This is a genomic window from Streptomyces olivaceoviridis (genome assembly GCF_014650115.1).
Lineage (GTDB): Bacteria > Actinomycetota > Actinomycetes > Streptomycetales > Streptomycetaceae > Streptomyces > Streptomyces olivaceoviridis.
The window spans coordinates 342,590-366,139 of record NZ_BMUI01000007.1; the positions used below are offsets into that span (position 1 = coordinate 342,590).

Genomic DNA, 23,550 nt, shown 5'->3' on the forward strand with positions numbered 1-23,550 from the left:
CTGGCGGAGCCTGAGCGCGTCCCTGATGACTGAGCCGATGCCCGAGATCGCCCCGCCAGTTGGGCGCGACGCGCGACGCCAGGGCCGCCATCACCGCAGCGCCCACTACTGTGAGCGCGAAGGACCGCGCGCCGGCCGACGGCCCGCGGAGGTGGCGCGATGTCACCGCTCGCCGGCGTCCGATCGATCCGGCTCCACCGGTCAGTGCTGGGGGTGCGGACGCGCGTGGAACAGGGGACGCCGCTGGGTGGCCGTGCCGGCAGCCAGATGGCCGATCTCGACGCGTGTCCTGATGGCGCGGACCACTTCGGTCAGGCCGACGACGATGGCCATGATGCCTACCACCAGGGTGAGTGTCGCGATGGAGGTGAACGGCATGACGATCATCACGATGCCGGCCATGGTGCCGATGATGCCGAAGGCCACGTGCCAGCCGCGGCCCGGCATGGTCTGGTCGGAGGCCGCCGCGGCCGTCTCCAGGGTGCCCCGGAGCAGCCAGCTGAAGCCGATCCACAGGGCGAGCAGGAAGACCGACTCAAGGGGGCCCCGGAAGCAGACCAGTCCGAGCAGGATGGAGGCCGCGCCGGTGATGAAGTGCAGTACGCGAAGGTGCCGGGGGACGTGGGTGCCGAAGGCGGCGGCGAGTTGGAAGACACCGGTGGCCAGCAGGTAGACGCCGAAGAGCACGCCGACGACGCGCAGCGTCTCGCCCGGCCAGACCAGGGCGATGACGCCCAGGGCGATGGTGGCGAGGCCCATGGTGAGCAGGATCTGCCAGCCCACGTTCGCCAGGGCGGCGATGCCTTGGGCCGCAGGACCCTCTTGTGGCTCGGTGCCACGTGGCGGAACGGGGCCGGGGGATTCGGAAGGAGATGTCATGGCACCTGCCTCCTTCTGTGAGCAGCGTGGCACGTCACTACATGTCCATCGTCACCCGATCGGCCTCATGGCGCTCGGCGGAAGTGGCAGGGGGCCGTGGCGCATGAGGTATTCCGGGCAAGCTCCTGCGTCCTGCGGGAGCCGCGATGTGTTTCCGCCGGGCCGGCCCGATGCCGGCGGCCAGGCACAGTCGTGGTGTCCCGTTCGGGTTGGCGACGGCGTTCAGGCGTGAGGGGTGATGACGGCGCGTCCTTGGATCCTGCCGTCGTGGAGGAGTTGGTAAGGCCTCGTTGGCGCGTTGCAGGGGAAAGTGCTCGACCAGCATCCTGATCTTGTCCTGCTGGGCGAGGGTGATCACTTCCATCAGTTCGGCGAGGGACCCCCGCCGAGCATCCTGGCCACCTGAGCGGCCATCCGCAGTGTCGGGTTTGTGCCGACCATGTCCAGCACGAGCTGAGCGCCCTGCCGCGCCGTCATGTCCATGATGCGCTCGATCGCCTCGTCGCCCGAGAGCAGCGCCTCGTCGGCGCCCATGCGCTGGGCGGTTTCCAGCTTGCCTGCGTCGGTGTCCACGGCGACGACGGTGGTCGCCGTGCTGAGCGCGCGCAGGATCTGGATGGTCATCTGCCCAGGCCGCCTGCGCCGATCACGACCGGCGGTCGAGCCCGGGCCCCACACCCCGCAGCTCAGGAACCATAGACGATCACAGGCTCCCCGGGTGTGAACCCGGTGACGCCCGGTCCCAGCTGCTCCACCCACCCGGCGTTCTCGTGGCCGAGCGTGCAGGGCAGATTCGTGAAGCCGGGCAGCGGTCCGCGGGCCTGCATGATGTGCATCGGAGTGACAGGCACCGGCACGCGCGACCTTCACCGAAACCTGGCCCGGGCCGGGCTCGGGTACCGGTACCTCGCGAAGCTCGGGCGGCTGCCGCCAGCCGACGAGTTGAAAAGCCCGCATGGCGATCCTTTACCCGTCGCTGGTCAGTCGCGGATGCCGTCGATGCCGACGAGGACGTGGCGCGGGCCGCGGAAGATCTGGTTGTGCCGGTACGGCGGCGGGTCCTCGACCAGCCGGGGGTTCTGCACGCGGCGGACGAACTCACCGACCGCGGTCTGGACCTCCAGACGCGCGAGCGGAGCGCCGAAGCAGAAGTGGATGCCCTGACTGAACCCTAGGTGTTCGTTGTCCCGGCGTTCGAGGTCGAGCCGGTCGGGGTCGGTGAACCGTTCCGGGTCGCGGTTCGCCGACCCGTACGCCAGGAAGATCGGTGCGCCTGCCGGGATGGTGGTGCCGGCGATGTCGATGTCCTCCACGGCGGAACGGGTGTGCCAGAACTGCACCGACGACTCGAACCGCAGCAGCTCCTCCACCGCGGGCACGATCAGCTGCGGCCGGCGGCGCAGCTTCTCCAGCGCGTCGGGGTGCCGCAGCAGGGTGAGGACGCTGTGGGCGATGAGGTTGACCGTGGTTTCGTGTCCCGCGAAGATCAGGAGCAGGGCGTTGCTGGCGAGCACGCCCTTGGACATCCGCCCTTCCGGGCCGTTGTCGTTCGCCATCGCGGAGAGCATGCCCGGGCCGGGCTGCTGGGCGTACCGGTCGAGCAACGCGTCCGCGAACTGTGCGAACTCCTGAACGGCCTGCCGCCCTCCGGCATGTCGGCTGCGGATCTCTTCGGAGGCTGCCTCGGGGCCGAAGTCCAGGGCGTCCAGGGCCGTCTCGACCCAGTGGTGGAAGCGTGGCTCGTCCTCCATCGGCACGCCCAGGACCTTGCAGATCACCGTCACCGGCAGGGGATAGGCGAAGTCGTCGACGGCGTCGATCCGGTTCTTGCCCTTCATGTCGTCCAGGAGGCCGTCGACGATGCGGCGGATGTCCGGCTCCAGGTCGGAGATCAGGTGGGGCGCCTGGGGCGGGCCGACGAAGTGCGGCATCATCATCCGGCGGTCCCGGTCGTGCTCGGGCGGATCGCAGGTGATGATGTTCGGCTCGGTCAGCACCTCCCTGATCGGCTCGGCCGCCTGCTCCCCCGAGCCCTCCGCCTGAGCCGCGGCCGGGGCGGGGCGCTTTCGTGGATCGGAACTCACCCGGGGATCGTGCAGCAGCGTGACGATCTCCCGATAGGTGCTGACGACGTAAGTCCCGTCCGGCTGGCGCGCCACCGGTGTCTTGCGGAGTTCCTCGTAGAAGGGGTACGGGTTGGCGCGGTTGGCGTAGCGGAGGGCCTGTTGCCAGGGGGTTTCCTCGACCACGAGGCTCCCCTCCTTCCTCCTGTCGGTGCTGTCCGCTTGCACGCTCGGCCCGGCGGGCCGGGTCAGTGGCGCCGGGGCCGGAACTCGGCCGTCCGCTCGCTCGGGGCATGGCCGGTCAGGACGACGTCGGGAATCGCCGTCGGGACCCTCGGGTCCGGGAAGTCGGCCGGCATCGGCTTGGTGTCGGCCGGCTGGTCCCAGCCCGGTGGCGGAGGCGGGAACGGACCGGACCGCTCGATCAGCTTCCCGTAGTACTCCAGCCACTTGCCGTGGTCGAAGGTCACGGCGGCGACGATGCGGCCCCGGCGCCCGTAGGCGGCGGCGAAACGCCGGTCCGCCACGGACCCCTGGGTGAAGACGATCTCGTCACCGAAGGGAGGCACGCCGACGGACTTGATATTGACGCCGAACTGCCCGGACCAGAAGCCGGGCAGCAGCAGATGCGGCCGGTAGTGGGGCTCAAGGTTCACCATGTTGTGCGCCGCCACCTCGGCGCCGAAAACAGCGTTGTCCCAGTGCTCCATGGCGAGGAACTGGTACTCGTACAGCACGTGCGGCGCCCGCGCCACATCCCCTGCCACGAAGATGCTGTCGGTGACCACGCCGTTGATGTCGAAGGCCCGTCCACCGGCGTCGCACCCGACGCCCCAGAAACCTGCCGCCAGCCCGGAGCCCTCCAGCCACTCCACGTTGCGGATCGACCCCAGCGAGGCCACGACCACATCGGCGTCGACGACCGTTCCGTCGGACAGATACGCACGCCGCACGTGCCCGCCGGAGTCGCCCTCCAGTGACGACACGCCCAGCCCGCAGCGCAGGTCCACGCCGTGATCGCGCTGCAACTGCGCGGCGATCTCCCCGATCACCCCGCCAAGCGCGCCGACCAACGGCGCCGAACCCCGCTCGACGACGGTCACCGGGATGTTGAGCTCCCGGCACACGGAGGCCACTTCCGAGCCGATGAACCCTGCGCCGATGACCACGACCCGCGACGGCGACTCGGCAAGCTCCTTCTGCAACTGTGCGGCGTCGTCGCGCGAGCGAATCGTGTGGACGCCCTCCAGTGCGGCCTCGGCCGGGTTCGGCCACTGCCGCGCGCGGGTGCCCGTGGCGATCAGCAACCGGTCGTACGGCACCTGCTCACCGTCGGCCAGACGCACCCGCTTGGTGACCCGGTCCAGCCCGACGGCGGCCACCCCGAGCCGCCAGTCCGCATTCACTTCCCGCATACGGGGCAGCTTGGTGTGGTCGGCCGGCACCCAGCCCTTGAGGACCTGCTTGGACAGCGGCGGACGGTCGTAGGGCTCGTACGGCTCGTCCCCGATGATGGTCAGGGAACCGGTGAAACCCTCCTCACGCAGAGTCTCCGCCGCCCGGAGCCCGGCCAGGGAGGCACCCACGATGACGATCCGTCCGCTCGCCCGGAACTCGCGCACCAGCTCCGCGACCGTTGCCCTCAAGGCCATGACGTCGTGCTTCCCTCCGCGCCGTCCAGGCGGTCGATCACGATCGCCTGCACCGGGCAGGCCGCGGCTGCTCGCTCGACCTGTAGGCGTCGCTCGTCATCGGGATTCGGCTCATAGGTGAGCGCCTCCTGACCGTTCAACCTGAAGACCTCGTGCGCCAGATACACGCACTGTGCGTATCCCTGGCACCGGTTCAGGTCCACGACGATGCGCATGGGCAGCCTCCCTCGGGCAGACGCGCTTCTCAGGGCAGAAGACGCCCCCGGACATGCGGCCCGTGATGGACCGCACGTCGTCGCGCTCAGTGAATTCCTCAGTCAGTGGCCTCCGCCACCACCGCCATAGCCGCCATGGTCTCCACCGCCATAGCCACCATGGTCTCCACCGCCATAGCCACCGTGGTCGCCGCCATAGCCGCCGTAGTCTCCGCCATAGCCGCCATAGCCATAGCCATAGCCGCCGTCGTCGCCCCACCAGCCGTGACCGCCGTGGTCGCTGCCGTAGGAGCTGTTGTTGCCGTGTTCCGTGGCGAAGGCGCTGCCGGCCGTGCCGATTGCCGCTGCACCGGTCAGCAGCAGGCCCGAAGCGGACAACGCGACGAGACGCCGAATGCGCTGTGATCGCATGGGAATACCTTCCCTTCCGTCTCCATCTTCTGTCGCGGGTCCCGTCAGGGAGGCGCGAGGTGGATGGCCGTCGCCGGGCTCGACAAGCGGGGTGCGGCGCGGTCTTCAGGTGTCACCGCAGCAAGACTGAAGGAACGACCTTTTCACCGGTCTCTCCATGGCCCACGCGGGGTCATTCGCGTGATCGGGTGCTGTGACCGGGAGGCTGGCAAGCCTGTGAGCGAAAGGCTCCGGGCGTGTCGTCGACTGCGGCCTTCGCCCAAAGAGCCTAGTCTCGCTTGCGCTGCACGGCATGTCGAGCGGAGGGCGGCAGAAGCGACCGGCGTTCTGCAAGCTGCCAGGCGCGTAGCAGGCAGCCCGGTGACAATGGGCGATATGCGGGCGGGATGAAATGACCGCACAGTGAAATGCATGGTTGTGCGAGCGCGATGGGTGGACGAGGACTAGCAGAACCCGTGGCTGGTGTCCATCCCGATTGCGCTGATCGTGCTGATCACGGTCGTCGACGTCCACTCCCCCACCAGCATCCACCTGGGGGCCGCTCCTGGTGATCGCTCCCGCCCTCGCGCCGTCCTTCGCCGGGCCGAGGACCACCGCAGCGGTCGGTGCCCTCGCCGTCGCGGCCCAGGTCTTCATCGCTGTCCTGCACGGCGGGCTGACCACCAGCAACCATCTGGCCCGGATCGCCGCGCTGACCCTGCTGTCCGTGCTGATCGTGCTGTTCACCATGGTCCGCGAACGCCGCCGCCTGCTGGTCCGCCCGCAGTCGGTGGCCGAGGCCGCCCAGCGCGCCCTGCTGCGCCCGCTGCCGGAACGTATCGGAGCACTACAGATCGCCTGCCGCTATCTGGCCGCCGAGGAGGAGACCCAGATCGGCGGCGACCTCTACACCGCCACCCGCGCCGACCACACCACCCGCCTGCTGATCGGGGACATACGCGGCAAAGGTCTGGCCGCGGTCGGTGAAGCCGCCCTCCTGCTCAGCGCCTTGCGCCTCACCGCCGCCGGCCACCCCAGCCTGCCCGGCCTCGCCACCACCCTGGACGACCACGTCCACCGCTACCTCACCGACTTCTCCGCCACCGACGACGAAACGGGCGAACACTTCATCACCGCCCTTCTCCTGGACCTGCCCGACGACGAGCCCCTCGCCCGTCTCACCAACTGCGGGCACCCGCCACCCCTGCCCCTGCGGCCGAGCCAAGAGCCCCTGCCGGTCGCCGCCGACGCGGCCCCGCCCCTGGGCGTCCGTCTCACCTCGGCCAACTCGCACACCGAGACCACCGTGCCCTTCGACACCGGAGACACCCTGTTGCTGTACACCGACGGCGTGATCGACGCCCGCGACACCTCCGGTGCCTTCTATCCGCTGGCCGAGCGCGTCGCCCGCTGGGCCCACTGCCCGCCGACCGCACTGGTCAAGCACCTGCGCCGCGACCTGCTCACTTACACCGGAGGCCACCTGGGCGACGACGCCGCCCTGATCGCGGTCCACCGCGCCGCGCACCTGCACAAGACACCGCACATGATCTGATCTGTCGGTCCGCCTGCCGCACGGCCAGCGTGGATTCGAAGCCGGGAAATCGTCTACCCGGTGCAGAGTGCGGGAATGTGCCTCGACGGGTCCCACTGCACGGGAAGCCACGTCATGGTGAGGAAATCCGAAGATCAGCAGCGCGGGCGTGACGAGACGGCCGAGCAACGCGCGGACCGGATGTGGACCGACCTGCTGCACGAGGTTCGGGTGGCCCAGAGACCGGCGTGCAGATCCTGTTCGGCGTCCTGCTCGTCGCCGCGTTCCAGCCCGTCTTCACCGGCCTCGGCAACCTCGACCGTGCCTTCTACGTCGCCGCGGTCACCCTCGGCGCGGCCGGCGCCGGGGCCCTCAGAGGATCGTCGGTCGTGGCCGCCTGCGCGGGCGGCTGGGATGCCGGTTGCGGGGGTGTGTAGCCCCGCGTAGAGAGGGAGTCCGCCTTTGGCGGGCAGTATGCGCTGGGCGGCGGCGATGGGCAGGGTGATCGCTGTCTGCGCGGCGTGAGCGACGCTGTCGAGCGGGATGGTGATCGTCCGTTTGTTGTGGATTTCAGAGCCAGTTCGCCTGCTGGGGTCGGAGGCACGGTGGCCAGGCACCACCATCGCTGGGCCGCCGGCCGGCGGCGGGGACGCCTTCGGTGGTGGCCGTGTCCGCAGGGGCCGTCGGCTCGCATTCGGTGCGGGCGTCGGTGGAAGGGCCGCGGACGCTGGAGCGGGGGTGGCGGGCGGCTGCGCGGGTGGGCGATGCCCTCTGCGGTGAGGTGGTCACGGTTGCCGAGGTGGTGCGGGATGCCGGCTCGGTCAGACGCCGCAGGCGGGTGTGGTCGCGGTCGGGCGGAGCCCCTATCGAAGTACGGGGTGACTCGAAGTGCCCGTCGCCGACGAGTAGAACTGGCTCAGACCACCCGCCGGACGGCGGCCCAGCCCGGCGGTCGTCCTACGGGGCCGGCGCGCGACCACGTCGGGGGCCCCATACCCTCGGGGCCCGAGGACTGATGCGGCACCGCACGGGAGTCGGCAGACTGACGGCTTCGCCGTCCAGCCCGGCGGGAGGGCCGGGACGTCGGCGTGGACAACGACGTCGTCGGGCGTGGCGGGACGTGGGCAAGGCCGACCAGCATGAACGACATCGGCCGTCTTCACGGTGACCGGCGAGGAGTGAAACGTGCCGGACTTACCGGGTCTGCCGAAAGCCGTCGATCATGTGGCTGCGACCTGCTGGGGGACTGTAAATCGTTCGGCGGACCCATGGGCTGCGTACGTCAGCGCTCCAGGCGGTAGCCGTGTCCCCTGAGCGTGGTGATGCGGGGCAGATGTGCCGGGCGTGGGACTGTTTGAGCGGTTTCGGTGAGGCGGCGACGCAGGCTGGCCATGGTGACATCGAGGGTTTTTGTGGAGCCGAACCAGTTCTCGTCCCAGACCTCGGCCATCAGGGTCTCACGGGAGACGGCTTGCCCTGCGTGGCGTCCAAGGAGGGCGAGCAGTTCGAACTCTTTCGGGCGGAGCGGGACGTCGATGCCGTGCAGGGAGCAGCGGCGGGCCCCGGCATCGACGACGAGATCGCCGAGGCGGAGCGGCCTCGCGGGAGCAGTGCCGGTGCGGCGGCGCAGGTGGGCACGGAGCCGGGCGAGCAGGACGGTGAGGCTGAAGGGTTTGACGAGGTAGTCGTCTGCGCCCGCGTCGAGGCCGGCGATGACGTCGATGTCGTCGGTGCGTGCGGTGAGGATGACGATGAGCAGGTCGGGGTAGCGGGTCCGCAGGGCGCGAGCGAGCTCCACGCCGTCGAGGTCGGGCAGGCCGAGGTCCAGGAGCACGGCGTTGTAGGGGGTGCGGACGGCCTCGGTCAGGGCAGAAGCGCCCGTGCGGCTCCAGGTGGGGGCGTAGCCGTTGCTGCGCAGACCGGCTTCCAGATGACGTCCGATGGTGTCGTCGTCCTCGACGACGAGGACGCGCAGGCGGCTGCGGTCCGGTGCGACAGTCGTGCCCATGGCCGACAGCGTAGACAGGTTGCTCCGCGCATGCTGGTCAGCGGAGCAGGCACGGCGGGAACAGCGACTGCGGTCCGCCGGAGGATGCCTCCTTCGCGCCCACGCGATGTCGAACAGGCCCCCCGATCGGGCAGACGATCAGCGGGCCGCTTGCGTGGCTGCCAACCCGATGCCACGGTCTGCCGGTCCGCTCCGGCGAGCAGCCGACAAGGCCCGCCCATCGGGTGGCGATCCGGCGACATCCTTCTCGATCACCCCCGCACCGGAAAGGCGGTGGACCTGCTCGGTGTTCGGCTCGCCCGCCTTGACCGCCGGCGGCCGAGCGGGACCGGAGCCCCTCCGGGAGCCCGTGCTGCGACCTGTCCGCCGTCAGGCGTGTGCTGGGCGAAGGCGGAGACCAGGGTCTGCATGACGTCCGCTATCAGGGCGTCGGCCCGGTGCACGGCCTCGCGGTGGTCGTCGACGAACCTGTTCCGGATGTCCTGCCAACGGTCGCGGAGGCCGCGCTCCTCGTCGTCCGTCAGCAGGTACGGAACCTCCTCGTCCGAGGTGCCGGAAACCCCTGACGTCGCGGCGTCGCCCCAGGCTTCGGTATCGGTCGCACCGGCGGCCGGCTCGCTCGGCCCCCGTCGGCTCGCGAGGTCGTCGGTGGACAGCCCGGACGTGCGGCCCGGTTGCTCATTGCTGTGCACGCTGTTCCTCCCTGCGGAGTCGATCGGCGTCAGCAGCGGGAGCGCCGCGCCCGGCCGCCGCCACGGAGAGCAACTCGTCGAACAGGGCGCGGTAGTGCACCCTGGCCCCCGCAGCTGCTCCGTCGCGTCCTCGGGCCGGGCGACGAACTCCTCCTGGACACTGGTCCGCTCCCTCGTATGACGGTCCTGGGAGACCGGGGGCAGCGGTGTGGTCTCCAGTGCGTCGTGTCGCCGCTCGCGAGCCCTCGGCTCGCGCTCGGCGGCGAGCCGGCTGTCGGATCCCTCAACCGTCCGGTCGTACTGCGGACCGAACCGCTCACGCAGGTGCCGGCGCCGCGTCAGCACTGACGCCGCCACAGCGGCCAGAGCGCACAGTGCGACGTCCAGCCCGTCCCGGTTCAAAGGTCGCGGAGTTCCTCCACTGCGGGGCGTCGGGCTCCGCGGATGCCGTTCAGAGCTGCCGCCAGTACCGCGAGCAGAGCGGCGGTCGCGGTGACCACGAGGTAGAGGCCGGGCACGGCCAGGGTGGCGGGCGGTGGGTCGAAGACGCCTGTGAGGACCTTGACCAGCATCTCGGACAGCGCCCAGCCGATCAGCGCGCCTCCGGCCAGGCCGGTCACGGCCAGGAGCAGGGCCTCGGTGAGGACCATGCCGCGCAGTTGCCGGGTGCGTGCGCCGAGGACCGTGGCGATGGCGAAGGTGCGGCGCCGTTCGGCGAGGCCGAGAGCGAGGACGAGCCCGCCGGCCCCGGCCGCGAGCAGGACGGCGAAGGACAACTCGATGCGGGTCAGGCCAGCGAGGTCGACCGAGGTGAGGCTGGTGCCGACCGTGCCGCGGGTCTGGGTGAGGTCGGTGACGGTGGCGCTGGTGCCGAGCCTCGCCCGCAGCTGGGTGGCGATCTGCTTCTGGTGGGTGCCGCCGGTGTCGAGGAGGAAGGCGCCGACCGCGTCGCTGCCGGTCGTCTTGGCTATGTAGGAGGCGTTGGCGACGAAGAAGCTGTCCTTGGGGGCGGTGGGGAACTCCTTGACGATGCCGGCGTAGTGGAAGGGGACCGTGCGCAGGGCCTTGGTGCGGGCGTCCTGGATGCGCAGGTTGACGGTGTCGCCGGGGGTGAGCTGGAAGTCGTTGACGGTCTCGGCACTGACCAGCAGGTTGTCCGGGCGCTGGGCCAGCTTGCGCATGAGTTGCTGCGCGGTGCCGCCGGCGAAGTAGGCGTCCTGGAGGGAGGTGGCCTGCGTGATGGTGCCGGGGCTGACGCCGTACAGGTCCTGTAGGTCGGGGCCGACGTAGGCGAAGCGGTGCTGGAGCGGTTCGACGTGCCGGACGCCGGAGACCTTCAGCGAGTCGGCCTTGGTGGGCGGCACCTGGGCGCCGGGTGGTTCGGTGACGGTGACGTCGGCTCCGTTGGTCAGCCGGGCGTCCACCTCGGCCTGCTGCTGGTAGGTGGCGTTGAAGACGGCCGTGGACACCGCGAAGGACACGGCGAGGGCGAGCAGCACCACGGAGCGGGCGAGCGGGCGGCGTTGCCGCGCGAGGGTGGCGGCCGTGGTGCCCGCGAGGTTGGCGGTCAGGGGGCGGGCCAGCCGGGCGAGGGCGGGGCGGCCGTGGGCCAGGGCCAGCAGCGTCAGGCGCCACAGCAGGAGGGCGGCGCCGGCCCACAGCAGGGCAGGGCCCAGGAAGGCCCAGTACGACACGGAGATGCTGGGCACGCCCTCCGGGGCGAGGACCAGGGCGTACTGGTTGCCGGAGGAGGCCCGGAAGACCAGCCACGAGCCGACCAGAAGGGCGAAGTCCAGACCGTACCGGGCCCACCAGGGGTTGCGGGTGCCGCGCGCGCCGGACTCTTTGCGGGTCTCTGCGACGGTCACCGTGCGCAGGTCGCGCTGGGCGGGGACGAGGACGGCGCCAGTGGCCACGGCGGCACCGAGGACGAAGGCGGTGCCGTACCAGACCAGCCAGGTGCCGGCGCCCGTCCCGAAAGAGGCGGTGCCGAAGGCGAGACGCCCGGTCAGTGCGGCGATGCCCAGTCCGGCCAGGCCGCCGAGCAGGCCGATCAGCGTCGCCTCCAGGCCGGCGAGGGCGGTGATCTGGCCAGGGCGCAGACCGCGCAGCCGTAGCAGCCCCTGTTCCTGGCGGCGTCGCTCGCCCCCGGCGGAGGCGACCGCGACGGTCAGCGCGCCGGCCAGGACCGCGCCGGGGACACCGAGGAAGAGGAAGAGGATCTGGGCGTACAGGGCGTCCTGGCGGGCGGAGTCGAGGGCGGCGCCGACGTTGTTGCCGACGAGCGCGGTGCCGGCGGAGCGGGCCTCCAGGTTGTGGGCGGCACCGGTGACCGCTGTGTACGCTGCGGCCGGGTCGGAGGGCAGGCGCGCGGTGTCGCGGGCGACGTGGATCTGGGTGGTCGTACCGGTGGATCCCTGAGTGAGGGCGGCGAACTGCGCGGCGGGCAGCAGGACGACGTTGTCCGGGGGTGCCGTCGGCTGGGACTGGCTGGGGGCACCGACCGTCTGGAAGAGCGCGTCGGCCTGGGGCAGGTCCACCACGCCGTCGACCTTCACCTGGCGCGTTCCGGCGCCGGGCAGCTGGATGCCGATGGTGTCACCGGGAGCGGCGTGCAGGTTGGATGCGGTCTGCTGAGCCAGCAGGACACCGGTGGATGAGCCGGAGAGTGTGCGGATCACGTCGGGGAACCGGCCGCGGTAGCCGTCGGGCAGGCCGAGCGCCATGCCGGGGCCGGTGGTCTGGGTACTGTCCTGCACGCGGGCGGAGAAGCCTGCGGTGCGGGCGTAGCCGACCGGGAGCGCGGCCCGGGTGCCGGGGACCTTGCGCACCAGCGACAGCACCGCGTTCGGGTCGGCGCCGGGCTGCGCCTGGACCTGCCAGTCGACGGCGACCGAGCGTAGGGCGCGCTGGGTCATGGTCGCCTTCGACGCGGTGAGGAAGGAGCCGAGCGCGGCGACCAGCGCGACCGCGAGCGCGATCCCGGCCAGGGCAGCGAGCAACCGTCCGGTGCGATGACGGGCCAGGCCACGGGCCCAGGCGGTGATCATGGCGCCTCCCCAGGTGCCGGCCGCTGTCCGTCGTGATGGCGCGCGAGTCCCCGCGCCCGGGTGGTGGTCACGGCACCTCCTCAGGTGCGAGCAGCCGGCCGTCGCGCATGGTGCGGCGGATGGTGAACCGGGCGGCGATGGCGGGGTCGTGGGTGGTGACGACGAGGGCCGCGCCCGTGTGATCGGCGGCCGTGAGCAGGGCGTCCAGCACCCGGGCGCCGGTGGTGTGGTCGAGGCGGCCGGTCGGCTCGTCGGCGAGGATCAGGCGCGGCGCCTGGGCCAGGACCCGGGCGGCGGCCACGCGCTGGGCCTGGCCGCCGGAGATCTCCTCGGGCAGCCGGTCGGCCAGGTCGGCCGCGTCCACCAGGGCGAGCGCGGCGAGGGCGGCCTCCCGCGCCTCGTGTTCGGGGCGGTCGGCGAGGACCAGGGGCAGGGCGGTGTTCTCGGCCACGCTCAGGGCGGGGATCAGGCTGTCGCCCTGGAAGACCAGGCCGATGCCGTAGGGACCCAGTGACTCGGCCCGGCTGACGGTGCCGCTGGTGGGCCGTTCCAGCCCCGCCAGCAGGTGCAGCAGCGAACTCTTCCCCGACCCGGAGGGGCCGACGACCGCGAGCCGGTCACCGGGCCTGATCTCCAGGTCGGCTCCGTGCACGGCCACGACGGCCTGTGGGCCACTGCCGAAGGTGAGGGCCGCGTCGCGGCAGACGACGAGCGGCTCATCCGGCGGCATCCTGGGCCTCCTGCCGCTCCGGCTCGGGCTGCGCCGAGGCACCGACCGTCCTTCCGTCTTCGAGACCGATGACCCGGTCGGCGACGCGTACGGCTTCCGCGCTATGGGTGACGATGAGTACCGCGCACCCCCGGGCAGCCCGCTCGTGCAGCAGTGTGAGGATGATCTGCTCTGTCGCGCCGTCCAGTTCGCCGGTCGGTTCGTCGGCCAGCAGGACGTCGGGGGAGTTGGCGAGTGCGACGGCCAGCCCGGCGCGGGCCAGTTCACCACCGGACAGCTGCCGGGGCAGGGCGTGAGTCCGTCCGGAGAGGCCCACCTGGTCGAGCAGCTCCTGCCCGGAGACGGCGGGTCTTCCCGCGGCGGCGCGCTGGGCGAGGCGGATGTTGTCGCGGATGCTCATGTGGGGCAGCAGGTTGCGGGTCTGGAGCAGCACGCCGATGTGCCGGGCGCGCAGCCGGGCCCGCTCGGTCTCGGGCCGGTGGCTGATCCGTACGCCGTCCACGCGGACCTCGCCGCCGGAGGGCTCGTCGAGTCCGGCGAGACACCCGAGGAGGGTCGACTTGCCGGATCCCGAGGGCCCCACGACCGCGACCGTCTCGCCTCGGCCCACCCGCAGCGACACCCCGCGCAGCGCGAGCGTCTCCTCCTCGCCGGCCCGGTAGAAGCGGTACAGCTCGCGGGCGGTGAGGACCGCTTCGTCCACCACGGTGGTCACTTCCAGGCCACGGAGTCGCTGATGATGCGCCACGGGTCGACGTTGTCCGCGTTGACCGGGCCGGACAGGGTCAGGTCCACCTCATGGCCGGACCTGTAGAAGGCGTACCGCTCGAACGCGTCGCGCACGACCTTGCCGGTGACCGAATCCTTCGCCGAGTCTCCCTGGTAGGTCAGCAGGACGACGCGGCCGGAGTGCCGGGTCACCTCCGACACCTTCGGTGCGGCAAATCTCGGCACCTGCGTGCGCAGCTGCGGGACCACCGCGTTGGTGACCGAGCCGACCGTGGGAGCCTTGGAAGCGGAGACCGCCGTGATCCTGACGGTGTTCAGCTTGTCCGTGAACACCGTCGTGCCGCCCTGGTCGGTACGGGCCCACCCCTCGGGCACCTTCACGGTGAAGCCGGTGAAGGACCCGCCGGTCGGCCGGTAGACGACATACGCCTGGTTGTCGGGGATGTCGCCGGGCGGATTCGACTCGGTAGGCGCCGCGTTGTTCCGCGCGGCGCCGCTGGACGAGGAAGCCGACGGCTTTGCGGCCGAACCGGAACCGGAGTGCGAACCGGAGCCCGAACAGCCCACGGTCACCGTCGCGACGAGCGTCAGTCCCACGGCGGCGGACATCCGTGCGTGTGCTGCCATCACCACTGCCTCCAGGCATTCCCGGGCCGGACGGTCATGGCACCCACGCTAGGAAGCAGTGGGTTAACGCCTTGCTCGCCAAGGGTTAGACGACGGCAAAAGTCCGTGCCCATCCCGTCCCGGCTGGTGGGCGGCCCTCGTGCTGAGGACACGAGACAGCGTGTGGTGCGGGTGGCCCTGACCGTCGTCCTGGTCGCCCCCGCCCTCCCGCCCTTGGCACTTGCCATCAGGTGTTCCCTGTACGCCGAACCAGCGTTGAACCCGGACACGCAGCCCATCCATGCCCACCGGCATGTTGGCGAGAGGGCCCTCGGCCCGGTTCAGCGAGCGCCCAGTTCCCTTGAGGTTGGCGTGGTCTGCCGCGATCTGGGCAGCGAGAACGTCCGCTCCCGCCATCGCGGCTACCGCGGCCCGGCCTGTCCTGGCCACTTGTCCTCGTCCTCGGGCTGAATCATCTGCACAGCGGTCCGTTGCAGCCGGTTGATGATCACCAGATAGGCCGGCGTCGCATCCGCCCCGGCCGGCTCTGCCCAGCCACCGGCCACCCCGGTAAATCCCTCTCCGGATGCGTGACCGGCTCAGCCCTCAAAGCGACGAACGCTGAGTGGATCTCGTCCACACCCACCCGACGTTCGCTGCTCTGGCTGCCGCGACACCCCGGACGGGCCCTCGTCGTCCCCCGCCGCTGCCACTCCCCGTCACCGGCCGAGCCGGTCGCATGCCTGATCGGCTGTGACTCTTCGTCGAGGCGGTGCCCTCGGTGTCTGGTCACCGCCGGCCCCTACGGCCGTATGGTCCGTGCTCGGCAAGTTGGTCACGTATCCGCCACGTGTCCGTGGTAGCGGTCGTTTGTGTACGGCGCCATCGGGTGAGGCGCCAGCCGCGTGGGCGAGATGTACATCTCCAACCGGGGCGAGGGCACCATCTTCGTGTTCGACTTCAAGGAGGGCCGGGCGCTGATCTGGGAGTGCCACAAGATGCACCACGACCTGCGGCCGTGCCGCGCGGGGACCGGCGGTGCGCTGCCGAGGACGACCGCAGGTCTCCTGTCCCTGCCCGAGGCAGACTATCGATACGGGTGGCGGCGGTCCGAGCGGTCCACACCGGTACGAACCCGGCCATCAACGATCGCCCGGCCGTCCGCTTGCGCCACAAGCGCATGGGCTCTACCAGCGAGGCCCTGCGCCGGAAAGGGGGCGCCGTGAGGACTCAGCTGTTCCTGGGCCCGGCGGGCACCGTTGGGGCGTGCCCAACCCGCCTGCCGGTGACCCGTAGTGACAGGTGCCCGGCCACCACGCCCTCAGGACGGGCCCGCCCTCCTGCCACGCCGAGGCTGAATGCGGTCCGGCATCCCACCGTGGCGGACTCATGATCAGCGCCGGGCCGTTCCGCACCGCCGGGCTGATGACGCTGACCGGCTGGCCGTTCCTGGCTCTGCTGTGCGCGTTCGCGATCGCGTTGATCACGGTGACGATGATGATGTGGAACCGCTGGCCGACGGGCTGGGCGCCGGTGCTGCGGCTGGGTTGCCTGTTGCTGCTGATGGTGACGGGGGCCGTGGTGACGGCGGATGTCGTCAACCGCGAGTTCGGTTTCTACACCTCGTTCGACGACCTCCTCGGCCGACTGCCGCCCGTCGCCACGACGCCCTGCTCCGCCGACAACGGCCGTCCGCCCGCAGCGCCGGCACACGGACGCATCGAGCACGTTCGGCTGGCCGGCTCCGTCTCCGGCATCTCACGCGACGCATTGGTGTACCTCCCGGCCGTCTACGCGTCACCGGCTGCGGCCCACAGCCACTTCCCGGTGATCGAACTGTTCCACGGTTACCCGGGCGGCCCCGGCGCCTGGCAGCGCCACCTGGACCTGACCGCCGTGCTGGACCGGGAAATCGCCGCGCGCTGCATACCGCCGGTGATCGTCGTCGTCCCGACGGACAGTGACCCGGGACACGACGGCGAGTGCGTGGACGCCCTGGGCGGCCGACGCAACGAGACCTATCTGGCGGTGGACGTACCAGCGCAGCTGGCAGCCCGCTACCGGGTCTCGGGCGCGCCCCGGAGCTGGGCGGCGATGGGGTACTCCACCGGCGGGTTCTGTGCTGTCAACGTGGCCTTCCACCACCCGGCACGGTACGCGGCCGCCGCTGCTCTGTCCGGATACTTCACCCCGGTCACCGACGCCTCCACCGGGGACCTGTACCGGGGCAGGCGCGGGGTGCGGCAGTGGAACAACCCGCAGTGGCAGGTCGCACACCGGCACATCGACGTGCCCTTGTACGTCGTGGCGGGACGCGCCGACCCCGAGGCACAGCGCGCCATCGACCATCTGAAGGCCGCCGCCCGGGGTCGCGTTCCCCTCACCACAGGTGAGTCCCCGGCGGGCGGACACAACTTCACCGTGTGGTCCAAGGCATGCCCAGCAGCGTTCGACTGGCTCGCCGGCCACCTCCCGGTCTCCGTGCCCCTGCTCGCACCCCCAGCCCAGGATGTGGGTGGGTGAGCCATGGGAACCACCACAGGACCTCACCTCAGGACCTACGCCTTCGGGCTCGGCACAGTCCTCGGGATGATCGGCGCGCTCGCCTACAGCTCGTTCGTGCTGGAAGCCTTCCTCCACACGGGCCTCAGCCCGCTGCACTCCTATGTCAGCGAACTGTCCGTCGCCGGCAGGCCGTACGCGTTCCTCTTCCGTGCGGGTGATATCACCGCAGGCTGCGGCCTCCTGGCCTTGGCCTTGGCCCTCGCCCGGCGGCTACCCGCCACTCGCCGGCGCGCGAGCGGATGCGTGGCGCTGGCCGTCACCGCGGCGGCCTCGATCGGCGATGGCCTGTGGCCCATGCCCTGCGCCCCGTCCGTCGACCCGGTCTGCCGTGCGACCGACAGCACCGACCTGGACCAGCAGCTCGGCCAGATCCACACCCTGTCGAGTCTGGCGGAATTCACCGGCGCGATTCTCGCCATGCTCCTGCTGAGGAAGGTCCTTCAGCGCACCGGCCACCGCCGCCCGGCCCGCTGGAGTCTCACCGCAGGCGTCGCAACCGCCGCACTCGGAGCCCTGGAGATCGCCATGGTGCTCACAGGGGTGCGCTGGGTCGGCCTGTCCGAACGGGCACAGGTCCTGCTGGTCTCGGCCTGGTGCGCCGCCATGGCACGCCTCCTCCTGCGCATACCCCCGGTGTCGGCACCTCCACATGATCCGACGGCCGTTCCCCGGGCCAAGTCCCTCACCCGCATCCGCCGCCTCAACCCCGGCCGATCGCGGATACGGCATGCGTTCGCCAGATCGTTTCAGCAGGCCGCCGGACTCCTGCGACGGATGGTCCAGAGCCGGGCCCGTATCCGTGACCCCCGCATACTGAGAATCGGCGATCACCCCAGCGCCGACCGCGCGCCTCGGGAGCATCGGCAGGCTGCGTGATGGGGGGCATTTCGTACGACAGTGCCACGCTCCCCTGTGGGAATTCCTCCGACCCACCCCCGCTGCTGCGGCCCGGCCGGTCGCGCCCGCCCATCGCGGCTTCAGGGGCGTGCGGCACCAGCTGCCTGCTCCCGACCGTCAGGCGTCTGACCAGGGCAGATGGAGAACCGGGACGGGAGTATCTAGGGTCTGCACGTGGCTTTCATCATGGTGTGTGAAGACGACGCGGCGGTCCGCGGCGTCCTCAAGCGCGCCCTGGAGCACGACGGGCACACCGTCTGCGTCGCCGCCACGGCCGACAGCCTGCTGCGGCAGCTCGCACCGGCGCCCCATCTGGTCGTCCTGGATCTCGGGCTCCCGGACGCCGACGGCCGCGACGTCTGCCTGGCCCTGCGGGCTCGCGGCGTCGACGCGCCGGTGCTGATGCTCACCGCCTTGGACGGCCTGCATCACAAGGTGGGCGGCTTCGAGGCCGGCGCCGACGACTACATGACCAAACCCTTCGACATCCCGGAACTGCTGGTCCGCGTCCGCGCGCTGCTGCGCCGGGCCACCGTGGCGCCCGCACCGCGCGAGGTCGTCCTCGATCCGGCGAAGCACGTCGTGACCTACGATTCGGTGAGCATGAGTCTGACCCCGACCGAGTTCCGGCTGCTGGGCCGCCTGATCGCCTCGCAAGGCGACGCGGTGCGCCGCCACGCCCTCATCGCTGCCGGCTGGCCGCACGGGGCGCAGGTCAGCGACAACACCCTCGACTCCTATGTGCGCCGACTGCGGGCCAAGCTCGGTCCGCTGGGTGTGGCCGAGCGTCTGGCGACCGTCCGCGGCGTGGGCTACCGATGGCAGTGACGGGATTCCGTAAGCGGGTCGTCGCACTCACCGTGCTGATCGCCACCGCCGTGGTCGCGGTCCTGGTCGTGGTCTCGCACGTGCTGCTGAGCCGGGTGACGGACGCCGACGCGCACGATCTGGCGCGTACGCGCGCCGAGGCGGTCGCGGCGAACGTCACCGCCAAAGGCGGCCGTGTCGTACTGACGGAGAACGGCAGCGAGGCGCTGGACGAGGTCGCCTGGGTGTATGCCGACGGCCGCCTGATCGACGGAGACGTCCCGGCGAGCCTGGTCGATCGCGTCGGGGAGCTGGCGGACTCGGGGCGATCGCAGACCGCGTCGGTCGGCGATTACCTCCTGTACGCACGGAAGGTCCCGGTCGACGGCCACCACGTCATGGTGATCGTCCGGGTGGACCTCACGCCCTACGAGACATCCGAACAGCGCAGCCTGACCTTGTCGCTGATACTGGGCGGCCTCACGATCCTCCTCGCCGGCGGTGTCGCACACCTCGTGGTGCGCCGCGCGCTGCGGGTCGTGCACGAGATGGCTGCCCTCGCCGACGAATGGGGCCATCACGAACCCGGGCGCCGCTTCAACCTCGGCGTCCCACGCGACGAGTTCGGGGAACTGGGGCGGACCCTGGACCATCTCCTGGAGCGCGTCGAGACCGCGCTGGCGGACGAGCGCCGGCTCACGGATGAGATCGCCCACGAGCTGCGGACACCGCTCACGGTCCTGAGGGCCGAGGCGCAGCTGGCGCAGCTGTCCGGCGAGCCGGTGCCGACGGAGGCGGTGCTGAGCGAGGCCGACCGCCTCGATTCGGCGATCACGACGCTTCTGCGGGCCGCGCGCGCACGGACAGACGCCGGTACCCGGTGCGATCTGCGCTCGGCCGCGCGGCAGGCGATCGCCGGCCGCGCGGTCGAGGTCGCCTTTCCCTCGAAGGTCGAGGTGGCCGTGGCGGCCGACGTCGCCGTGTCGCTGCTGTCGCCCCTGCTGGAGAACGGCCTGCGGCATGCGAAGTCCCGGGTGTGGATCACCGCTCGCGACCAGGGCGAGGCCATCGTGGTCGATGTCCTGGACGACGGCCCCGGATTCGATCCCGCGGACGTCGACCGGGTCTTCGAAGCCGGGGTGACCGGCGGCGACGGGTACGGGCTGGGGCTGCCGGTGGTCCGGCGCATCGCCGCCTCGGCCGGTGTGGAGGTCCGCGCGATCGCGGACGGCCGCGGTCACGTCGAGGTGACACTCCCGGCCGCGCGAGCGGCCACGTAGTCAGGTTGCTTGCAGGTTCCCCCCGTGAACCTCCCTACATGACAACGACAACGGAAGCACGCACGCGCAGCGGGCGGCTCATGCTCAACAAGGTCCCCGAGGTCACCATCTGGTTCTGGGTGATCAAGGTCCTGTGCACGACCGTCGGTGAGAGCTTCGCCGACTGGATCAACATGAAGCTGGGCGTCGGCCTGGTGAACACGGCCTGGATCTTCACCGCGGTGTTCGTGGTGGTCCTGGCCGTCCAGCTGCGGCTGAAGCGGTACGTTCCGTTCCCCTACTGGCTGACCGTGGTCGTTGTCAGCGTCACGGGCACCCTGTACACCGACATCCTGACCGACCAGCTGAACGTGCCGCTGTGGATCAGTTCCGCGGTCTTCTCGGTGCTGCTCGCGGCGGTCTTCGGCGTGTGGTGGGCGCGTGAGCGCACGCTTTCTATCCACTCGGTCACGACGCTGCCGCGGGAGTCGTTCTACTGGCTCGCCGTTCTCGTCACCTTCGCGCTCGGCACCGCGACCGGCGACTGGACGTTGGAGCTGACCGGATGGAGCCCGGGCGTCTCGGTCCTGCTGCCGCTCGGCCTCATCGCGGCGATCACGGCGCTGTGGAGGTTCGGCGCCAACCCGGTGCTGTCCTTCTGGCTGGCCTACATCCTGACCCGCCCGCTGGGCGCGAACATCGGCGACTGGCTCGCCTCCCCCAAGGTCGCCCAGAACCCGGGCGACCCGACCGGTCTCGATCTGGGCACGTTCACCACCAGCCTGATCTTCCTCGGCCTCATCCTGGCGACGGTGGTCTACCTGACAGTGACGCGCTCGGACGTGACCGAGAGCCACGAGGCGACCCACGACGCACCGGCCACCGGCAACCCGCGCAAGGAGCGCGTCGCGCTGGCCGGCTTCGGACTGCTCGCCGTCGCCACCGCGGGCCTGCTGGGCTGGGCCCACGGCCAGCCGCACGTCGGCCCGGCGCCGGAGGAGGACAACACCTCCGCCGTCCAGATGGCTCCCGGCCAGGCGGTGAAGAAGTTCCCGCCCGCCAAGGTCGCCGCGCTGAAGACGCTCGCCTCCACCTCGCTCAAGGACGCGCGCTCGGGGAACGCGACCGGGGCCCACGCGGCCGCCCAGAAGCTGCGTGACCTGTGGGACGCCGACCAGGCCTCGTTGCAGCCGCTGGACCAGACCGGCTGGACCTCCATCGACGCCCAGATGGACAAGGTGCTCAAGACGTTCGGCATCGATCACTCGAACCCGCCGATGTCGCCTGCGCAGCAGGAGAAGGAACTGAACGCCCTCCTGACGGACATGGGCTGACGCCGACGAGTCGCGGGCAGCGCAGGCGGCCGGGCCGCTTGCGACAGCCCAGGCATGTCCGCAGACTCCCGTGGGGCGGTCGAAGCCGGCTTCAATGGCTTCGACCGCCCCACTGTTGCCCCGGACTGATCAGTCGCGGTGGCGGCGGATACGCCAGAAGCAGGCGTCGGCGACCACTCGGACCCGGGCCCTTCACGCGTGCCTGCGCCGGCGCACCACCACAGCACGGGAGGCGGGGCGGGTGCTGCATGTGCCAGTCCAGCCGACCAGCTTGAATCGTCCGGCGGCCCAGGCCATACCAAAATCACACCAGACGCTGGAAACCCCGCCGGACGGGAGGAACGTCATTCCCGAGAATGCGATCCGCACGCGAGCGATCAGCTCAAGGGGAGGTGGGGAACGTGTCGTTGCGAGGCACCTGGCAGTGGTGGGCGCTCGGGCTGTGGGCGCTGGTGTGGCTGCTCGCCTACATGCCGGGCGGCGGCTACTCGTGACACTACTTCGCCCACGGCAGTGCGCTGCTGTTCAACGGTTCCGGCGCGAGTCCGGCGGGCGGCCTGCACCTCTACGCGAACTATCCGAGCCTCCAGATAGGTCCGGTCGCCTTCGTCGGCGCCCAAGTGCTGCGCTCGATCGGGTCGGACAACGGGATGGTGGCCGGCCATCTGGCGATGACAGCCGCCGGCCTGCTGGTACTGCACACCCTGGAGCGCTGCGCGGTGCTCGCGCGGCCGGACTGCTGCGACGGCCGACGGCCCTGCGGCGGACCGTGCTCCTGGGCGGGGCGTGTTCCTCGTCGCGTGGGAGTCGCTGTCCGTGCACTACGGCCACCTCGACGACGTGCTGGCGCTGCTCTTCGCCGTGCTCGCTGTCCGGGCCCTGGTCGCGGGCAGCCCGGCGCTGGCGGGTCTCTGCCTGGGCCTGGCCGCCGACTCCAAGCCCTGGGCACTGGCCTTCCTGCCGCTGGTCTTGGCCGCGCCCCGGATTCGGCGGCGGCACGTCGCCGTCTAGGCGGCACCGTCCTGCTCGCCTGGCTGCCCTTCGTGATCGCCGACCCGGGCTTGCTCACCGTCGCGCAGTACACCATCGTCAACGAGCCCTCCTCCGCCTGCGCGCGCTCGGCGCCGCTACGGCCGGGACGCCCTCGTGGGACCGCATGACGCAGCTCTGCCTGGGCTGCGGCCTGGGCGTGCTCGCGGTCGTGCGACGCCACTGGCCGGCGGTGCTGCTGCTGGGGGTCGGCGCCAGGATCGTGCTGGACCCGGGCGTCCACGACTACTACACCGCCGGCCTGCTCCTCGGCACGCCGTGCTGGGAACGCCTGGGCCTGCAGTGCCCCGTCCCGGCGTGGTCTCTGACCGCCTCACCTCGCGGACCCAAGCAGCTCCAAGGCACCACCATGACACAGATGTTCGCCTTTGTGCTCAGGCAGATCGAGGAACAGGGATTCGCCATGGCACGCCTGGAGGACTACATCCGTGCACCGAGCAGGTGATGCGGTACCGCCCGGTGTGGCCTGGAGAATCACCCGGTTGGCCGCCGTCCTGTCTCGCCTCACGCCCCATGGACTGGCACAGGGCGGTTGCGGCTGTGTATCCGCCACTCGGCACTGCCGAGTGCAGTGCCGCCCTACAGGGAGCTCGCCTCGCTGGGCTGGGCCGGTCACGTGCCGTGGGTCGGGCAGCAGTCCGGTGATCTACTGCACGGGTACTTCCAGGTCCAGAGCGCCTGGAATTCCCGCCTCGACCTCGGCGCCGGCACGCCGAGGTTCCTCAAGGCGCTGCTGCACGGCGGCGGGGCCGTACAGCCGCTCGCCCTGGTGATCGTCGCGGCGAGTCTCGTGCTGTTCCTCCTGCCGTGTCTGAACGGGGCCCCGCTGCCCTTGCTCTACGGCCCCGTACCTCTTGCTCATCGCCCGTCAGCCCCTGTCAGGCGACCGAGACGGCTGGTACGGAGTCAGAGGTACTTCGCGCACAGCAGGGCGATCAGGCGGGCTCCGGACGTCTGGCTTCGGTGAGTGTGCGGCGGCCGTGGTATCCGATGACGGTGTCGACGCGATGGCCGGGCCGCTGCCGCGGTAACGCGGGAGCATGCGGCCACGAGCGATGGCCCCGACAGCTGGTGCCGCATCCGTGGCACG

At 70.9% G+C, this 23,550-nt stretch carries 23 protein-coding genes; 9 read left to right on the top strand and 14 right to left on the bottom strand.

Translation table 11 applies throughout. The annotated features are described in order from the left end of the window. Nucleotides 1-201: 201 nt before the first annotated feature. The 7 genes from IE273_RS16815 to IE273_RS16845 form a co-directional block, all read right to left on the bottom strand. Entirely contained in the window at nt 202-879 is a 678-nt protein-coding gene (locus tag IE273_RS16815; RefSeq protein WP_189815973.1) for an HdeD family acid-resistance protein, read from the bottom strand. A 363-nt stretch (nt 880-1,242) separates the two neighbouring features. Then, nucleotides 1,243-1,503 (bottom strand): zinc-binding dehydrogenase, encoded by a 261-nt coding sequence (locus tag IE273_RS16820; protein ID WP_189815974.1) that lies wholly within the window; start codon nt 1,501-1,503, stop codon nt 1,243-1,245. 62 nt (nt 1,504-1,565) lie between these two features. Then, nucleotides 1,566-1,730: an alcohol dehydrogenase catalytic domain-containing protein gene (locus IE273_RS16825; protein WP_189815975.1), complete on the bottom strand. Its 165-nt coding sequence runs from the start codon at nt 1,728-1,730 to the stop codon at nt 1,566-1,568. Nucleotides 1,731-1,859: 129 nt separating this feature from the next. Then, complete coding sequence (locus IE273_RS16830) at nt 1,860-3,128, bottom strand: cytochrome P450 (protein WP_189815976.1); 1,269 nt, start codon at nt 3,126-3,128, stop codon at nt 1,860-1,862. 62 nt (nt 3,129-3,190) lie between these two features. Then, entirely contained in the window at nt 3,191-4,594 is a 1,404-nt protein-coding gene (locus tag IE273_RS16835) for an NAD(P)/FAD-dependent oxidoreductase (RefSeq protein ID WP_189815977.1), read from the bottom strand. Beyond that, the gene (locus IE273_RS16840) at nt 4,585-4,809 is read right to left on the bottom strand and encodes a ferredoxin (RefSeq protein WP_189815978.1); all 225 of its coding nucleotides are present in this window, start codon (nt 4,807-4,809) and stop codon (nt 4,585-4,587) included. Before IE273_RS16840 ends, IE273_RS16835 begins: the two co-directional genes overlap by 10 nt. Nucleotides 4,810-4,911: 102 nt before the next feature. Next, nucleotides 4,912-5,220: a hypothetical protein gene (locus IE273_RS16845; protein WP_189815979.1), complete on the bottom strand. Its 309-nt coding sequence runs from the start codon at nt 5,218-5,220 to the stop codon at nt 4,912-4,914. Between the two features lie 547 nt (nt 5,221-5,767). On the opposite strand from IE273_RS16845, the gene IE273_RS16850 reads away from it, so the two are divergent. Continuing rightward, complete coding sequence (locus tag IE273_RS16850; RefSeq protein WP_229887258.1) at nt 5,768-6,754, top strand: PP2C family protein-serine/threonine phosphatase; 987 nt, start codon at nt 5,768-5,770, stop codon at nt 6,752-6,754. 227 nt (nt 6,755-6,981) lie between these two features. Then, the gene (locus IE273_RS16855) at nt 6,982-7,170 is read left to right on the top strand and encodes a DUF6328 family protein (RefSeq protein ID WP_189815980.1); all 189 of its coding nucleotides are present in this window, start codon (nt 6,982-6,984) and stop codon (nt 7,168-7,170) included. 845 nt (nt 7,171-8,015) lie between these two features. On the opposite strand, the gene IE273_RS16860 is transcribed toward IE273_RS16855, so the two are convergent. From IE273_RS16860 to IE273_RS16885, 6 genes are all read right to left on the bottom strand, one after another. Continuing rightward, on the bottom strand, nt 8,016-8,741 hold the full coding sequence (locus IE273_RS16860; protein WP_189815981.1) for a response regulator transcription factor: 726 nt from the start codon (nt 8,739-8,741) through the stop codon (nt 8,016-8,018). 251 nt (nt 8,742-8,992) lie between these two features. Beyond that, a complete protein-coding gene (locus tag IE273_RS16865) occupies nt 8,993-9,433 on the bottom strand; it encodes a hypothetical protein (protein WP_189815982.1) in 441 nt (146 codons plus the stop codon). Between the two features lie 398 nt (nt 9,434-9,831). After that, a complete protein-coding gene (locus IE273_RS16870; RefSeq protein WP_189815983.1) occupies nt 9,832-12,483 on the bottom strand; it encodes an ABC transporter permease in 2,652 nt (883 codons plus the stop codon). A gap of 67 nt (nt 12,484-12,550) precedes the next feature. Further along, nucleotides 12,551-13,213 (bottom strand): ABC transporter ATP-binding protein, encoded by a 663-nt coding sequence (locus IE273_RS16875; protein WP_189815984.1) that lies wholly within the window; start codon nt 13,211-13,213, stop codon nt 12,551-12,553. After that, nucleotides 13,200-13,961: an ABC transporter ATP-binding protein gene (locus IE273_RS16880; protein ID WP_229887259.1), complete on the bottom strand. Its 762-nt coding sequence runs from the start codon at nt 13,959-13,961 to the stop codon at nt 13,200-13,202. The genes IE273_RS16875 and IE273_RS16880 overlap by 14 nt, the downstream gene beginning before the upstream one ends. Then, nucleotides 13,925-14,569 (bottom strand): hypothetical protein, encoded by a 645-nt coding sequence (locus IE273_RS16885; RefSeq protein WP_189815985.1) that lies wholly within the window; start codon nt 14,567-14,569, stop codon nt 13,925-13,927. Before IE273_RS16885 ends, IE273_RS16880 begins: the two co-directional genes overlap by 37 nt. Before the next feature lie 1,368 nt (nt 14,570-15,937). Between IE273_RS16885 and IE273_RS16890 the strand changes: the two genes are divergently transcribed. From IE273_RS16890 to IE273_RS45150, 7 genes are all read left to right on the top strand, one after another. After that, entirely contained in the window at nt 15,938-17,071 is a 1,134-nt protein-coding gene (locus IE273_RS16890) for an alpha/beta hydrolase (RefSeq protein WP_189815986.1), read from the top strand. A gap of 3 nt (nt 17,072-17,074) precedes the next feature. Continuing rightward, a complete protein-coding gene (locus IE273_RS16895) occupies nt 17,075-17,989 on the top strand; it encodes a DUF998 domain-containing protein (RefSeq protein WP_189815987.1) in 915 nt (304 codons plus the stop codon). 195 nt (nt 17,990-18,184) lie between these two features. Continuing rightward, the gene (locus IE273_RS16900; RefSeq protein ID WP_189815988.1) at nt 18,185-18,838 is read left to right on the top strand and encodes a response regulator transcription factor; all 654 of its coding nucleotides are present in this window, start codon (nt 18,185-18,187) and stop codon (nt 18,836-18,838) included. Further along, on the top strand, nt 18,829-20,097 hold the full coding sequence (locus tag IE273_RS16905) for a sensor histidine kinase (protein ID WP_189815989.1): 1,269 nt from the start codon (nt 18,829-18,831) through the stop codon (nt 20,095-20,097). Before IE273_RS16900 ends, IE273_RS16905 begins: the two co-directional genes overlap by 10 nt. Before the next feature lie 38 nt (nt 20,098-20,135). Continuing rightward, entirely contained in the window at nt 20,136-21,410 is a 1,275-nt protein-coding gene (locus tag IE273_RS16910; protein ID WP_189815990.1) for a COG4705 family protein, read from the top strand. A 786-nt stretch (nt 21,411-22,196) separates the two neighbouring features. Next, entirely contained in the window at nt 22,197-22,421 is a 225-nt protein-coding gene (locus IE273_RS16915) for a hypothetical protein (protein WP_189815991.1), read from the top strand. Nucleotides 22,422-22,566: 145 nt separating this feature from the next. After that, nucleotides 22,567-22,905, top strand: a complete 339-nt coding sequence (locus tag IE273_RS45150; RefSeq protein ID WP_373309352.1) for a hypothetical protein — start codon at nt 22,567-22,569, stop codon at nt 22,903-22,905. A 201-nt stretch (nt 22,906-23,106) separates the two neighbouring features. On the opposite strand, the gene IE273_RS16925 is transcribed toward IE273_RS45150, so the two are convergent. Next, nucleotides 23,107-23,322, bottom strand: a complete 216-nt coding sequence (locus tag IE273_RS16925) for a hypothetical protein (RefSeq protein ID WP_189815992.1) — start codon at nt 23,320-23,322, stop codon at nt 23,107-23,109. Between the last annotated feature and the right edge of the window lie 228 nt (nt 23,323-23,550).

Bases quoted from the DNA above. Each gene is read 5' to 3' on its own strand.
- IE273_RS16815 (WP_189815973.1), bottom strand. From the start codon at position 879: ATGACATCTCCTTCCGAATCCCCCGGCCCCGTTCCGCCACGTGGCACC.
- IE273_RS16820 (WP_189815974.1), bottom strand. From the start codon at position 1,503: ATGACCATCCAGATCCTGCGCGCGCTCAGCACGGCGACCACCGTCGTC.
- IE273_RS16835 (WP_189815977.1), bottom strand. From the start codon at position 4,594: ATGGCCTTGAGGGCAACGGTCGCGGAGCTGGTGCGCGAGTTCCGGGCG.
- IE273_RS16840 (WP_189815978.1), bottom strand. From the start codon at position 4,809: ATGCGCATCGTCGTGGACCTGAACCGGTGCCAGGGATACGCACAGTGC.
- IE273_RS16845 (WP_189815979.1), bottom strand. From the start codon at position 5,220: ATGCGATCACAGCGCATTCGGCGTCTCGTCGCGTTGTCCGCTTCGGGC.
- IE273_RS16860 (WP_189815981.1), bottom strand. From the start codon at position 8,741: ATGGGCACGACTGTCGCACCGGACCGCAGCCGCCTGCGCGTCCTCGTC.
- IE273_RS16870 (WP_189815983.1), bottom strand. From the start codon at position 12,483: ATGATCACCGCCTGGGCCCGTGGCCTGGCCCGTCATCGCACCGGACGG.
- IE273_RS16875 (WP_189815984.1), bottom strand. From the start codon at position 13,213: ATGCCGCCGGATGAGCCGCTCGTCGTCTGCCGCGACGCGGCCCTCACC.
- IE273_RS16885 (WP_189815985.1), bottom strand. From the start codon at position 14,569: ATGGCAGCACACGCACGGATGTCCGCCGCCGTGGGACTGACGCTCGTC.
- IE273_RS16890 (WP_189815986.1), top strand. From the start codon at position 15,938: ATGATCAGCGCCGGGCCGTTCCGCACCGCCGGGCTGATGACGCTGACC.
- IE273_RS16895 (WP_189815987.1), top strand. From the start codon at position 17,075: ATGGGAACCACCACAGGACCTCACCTCAGGACCTACGCCTTCGGGCTC.
- IE273_RS16905 (WP_189815989.1), top strand. From the start codon at position 18,829: ATGGCAGTGACGGGATTCCGTAAGCGGGTCGTCGCACTCACCGTGCTG.
- IE273_RS16910 (WP_189815990.1), top strand. From the start codon at position 20,136: ATGACAACGACAACGGAAGCACGCACGCGCAGCGGGCGGCTCATGCTC.
- IE273_RS45150 (WP_373309352.1), top strand. From the start codon at position 22,567: ATGACGCAGCTCTGCCTGGGCTGCGGCCTGGGCGTGCTCGCGGTCGTG.
- IE273_RS16925 (WP_189815992.1), bottom strand. From the start codon at position 23,322: ATGAGCAAGAGGTACGGGGCCGTAGAGCAAGGGCAGCGGGGCCCCGTT.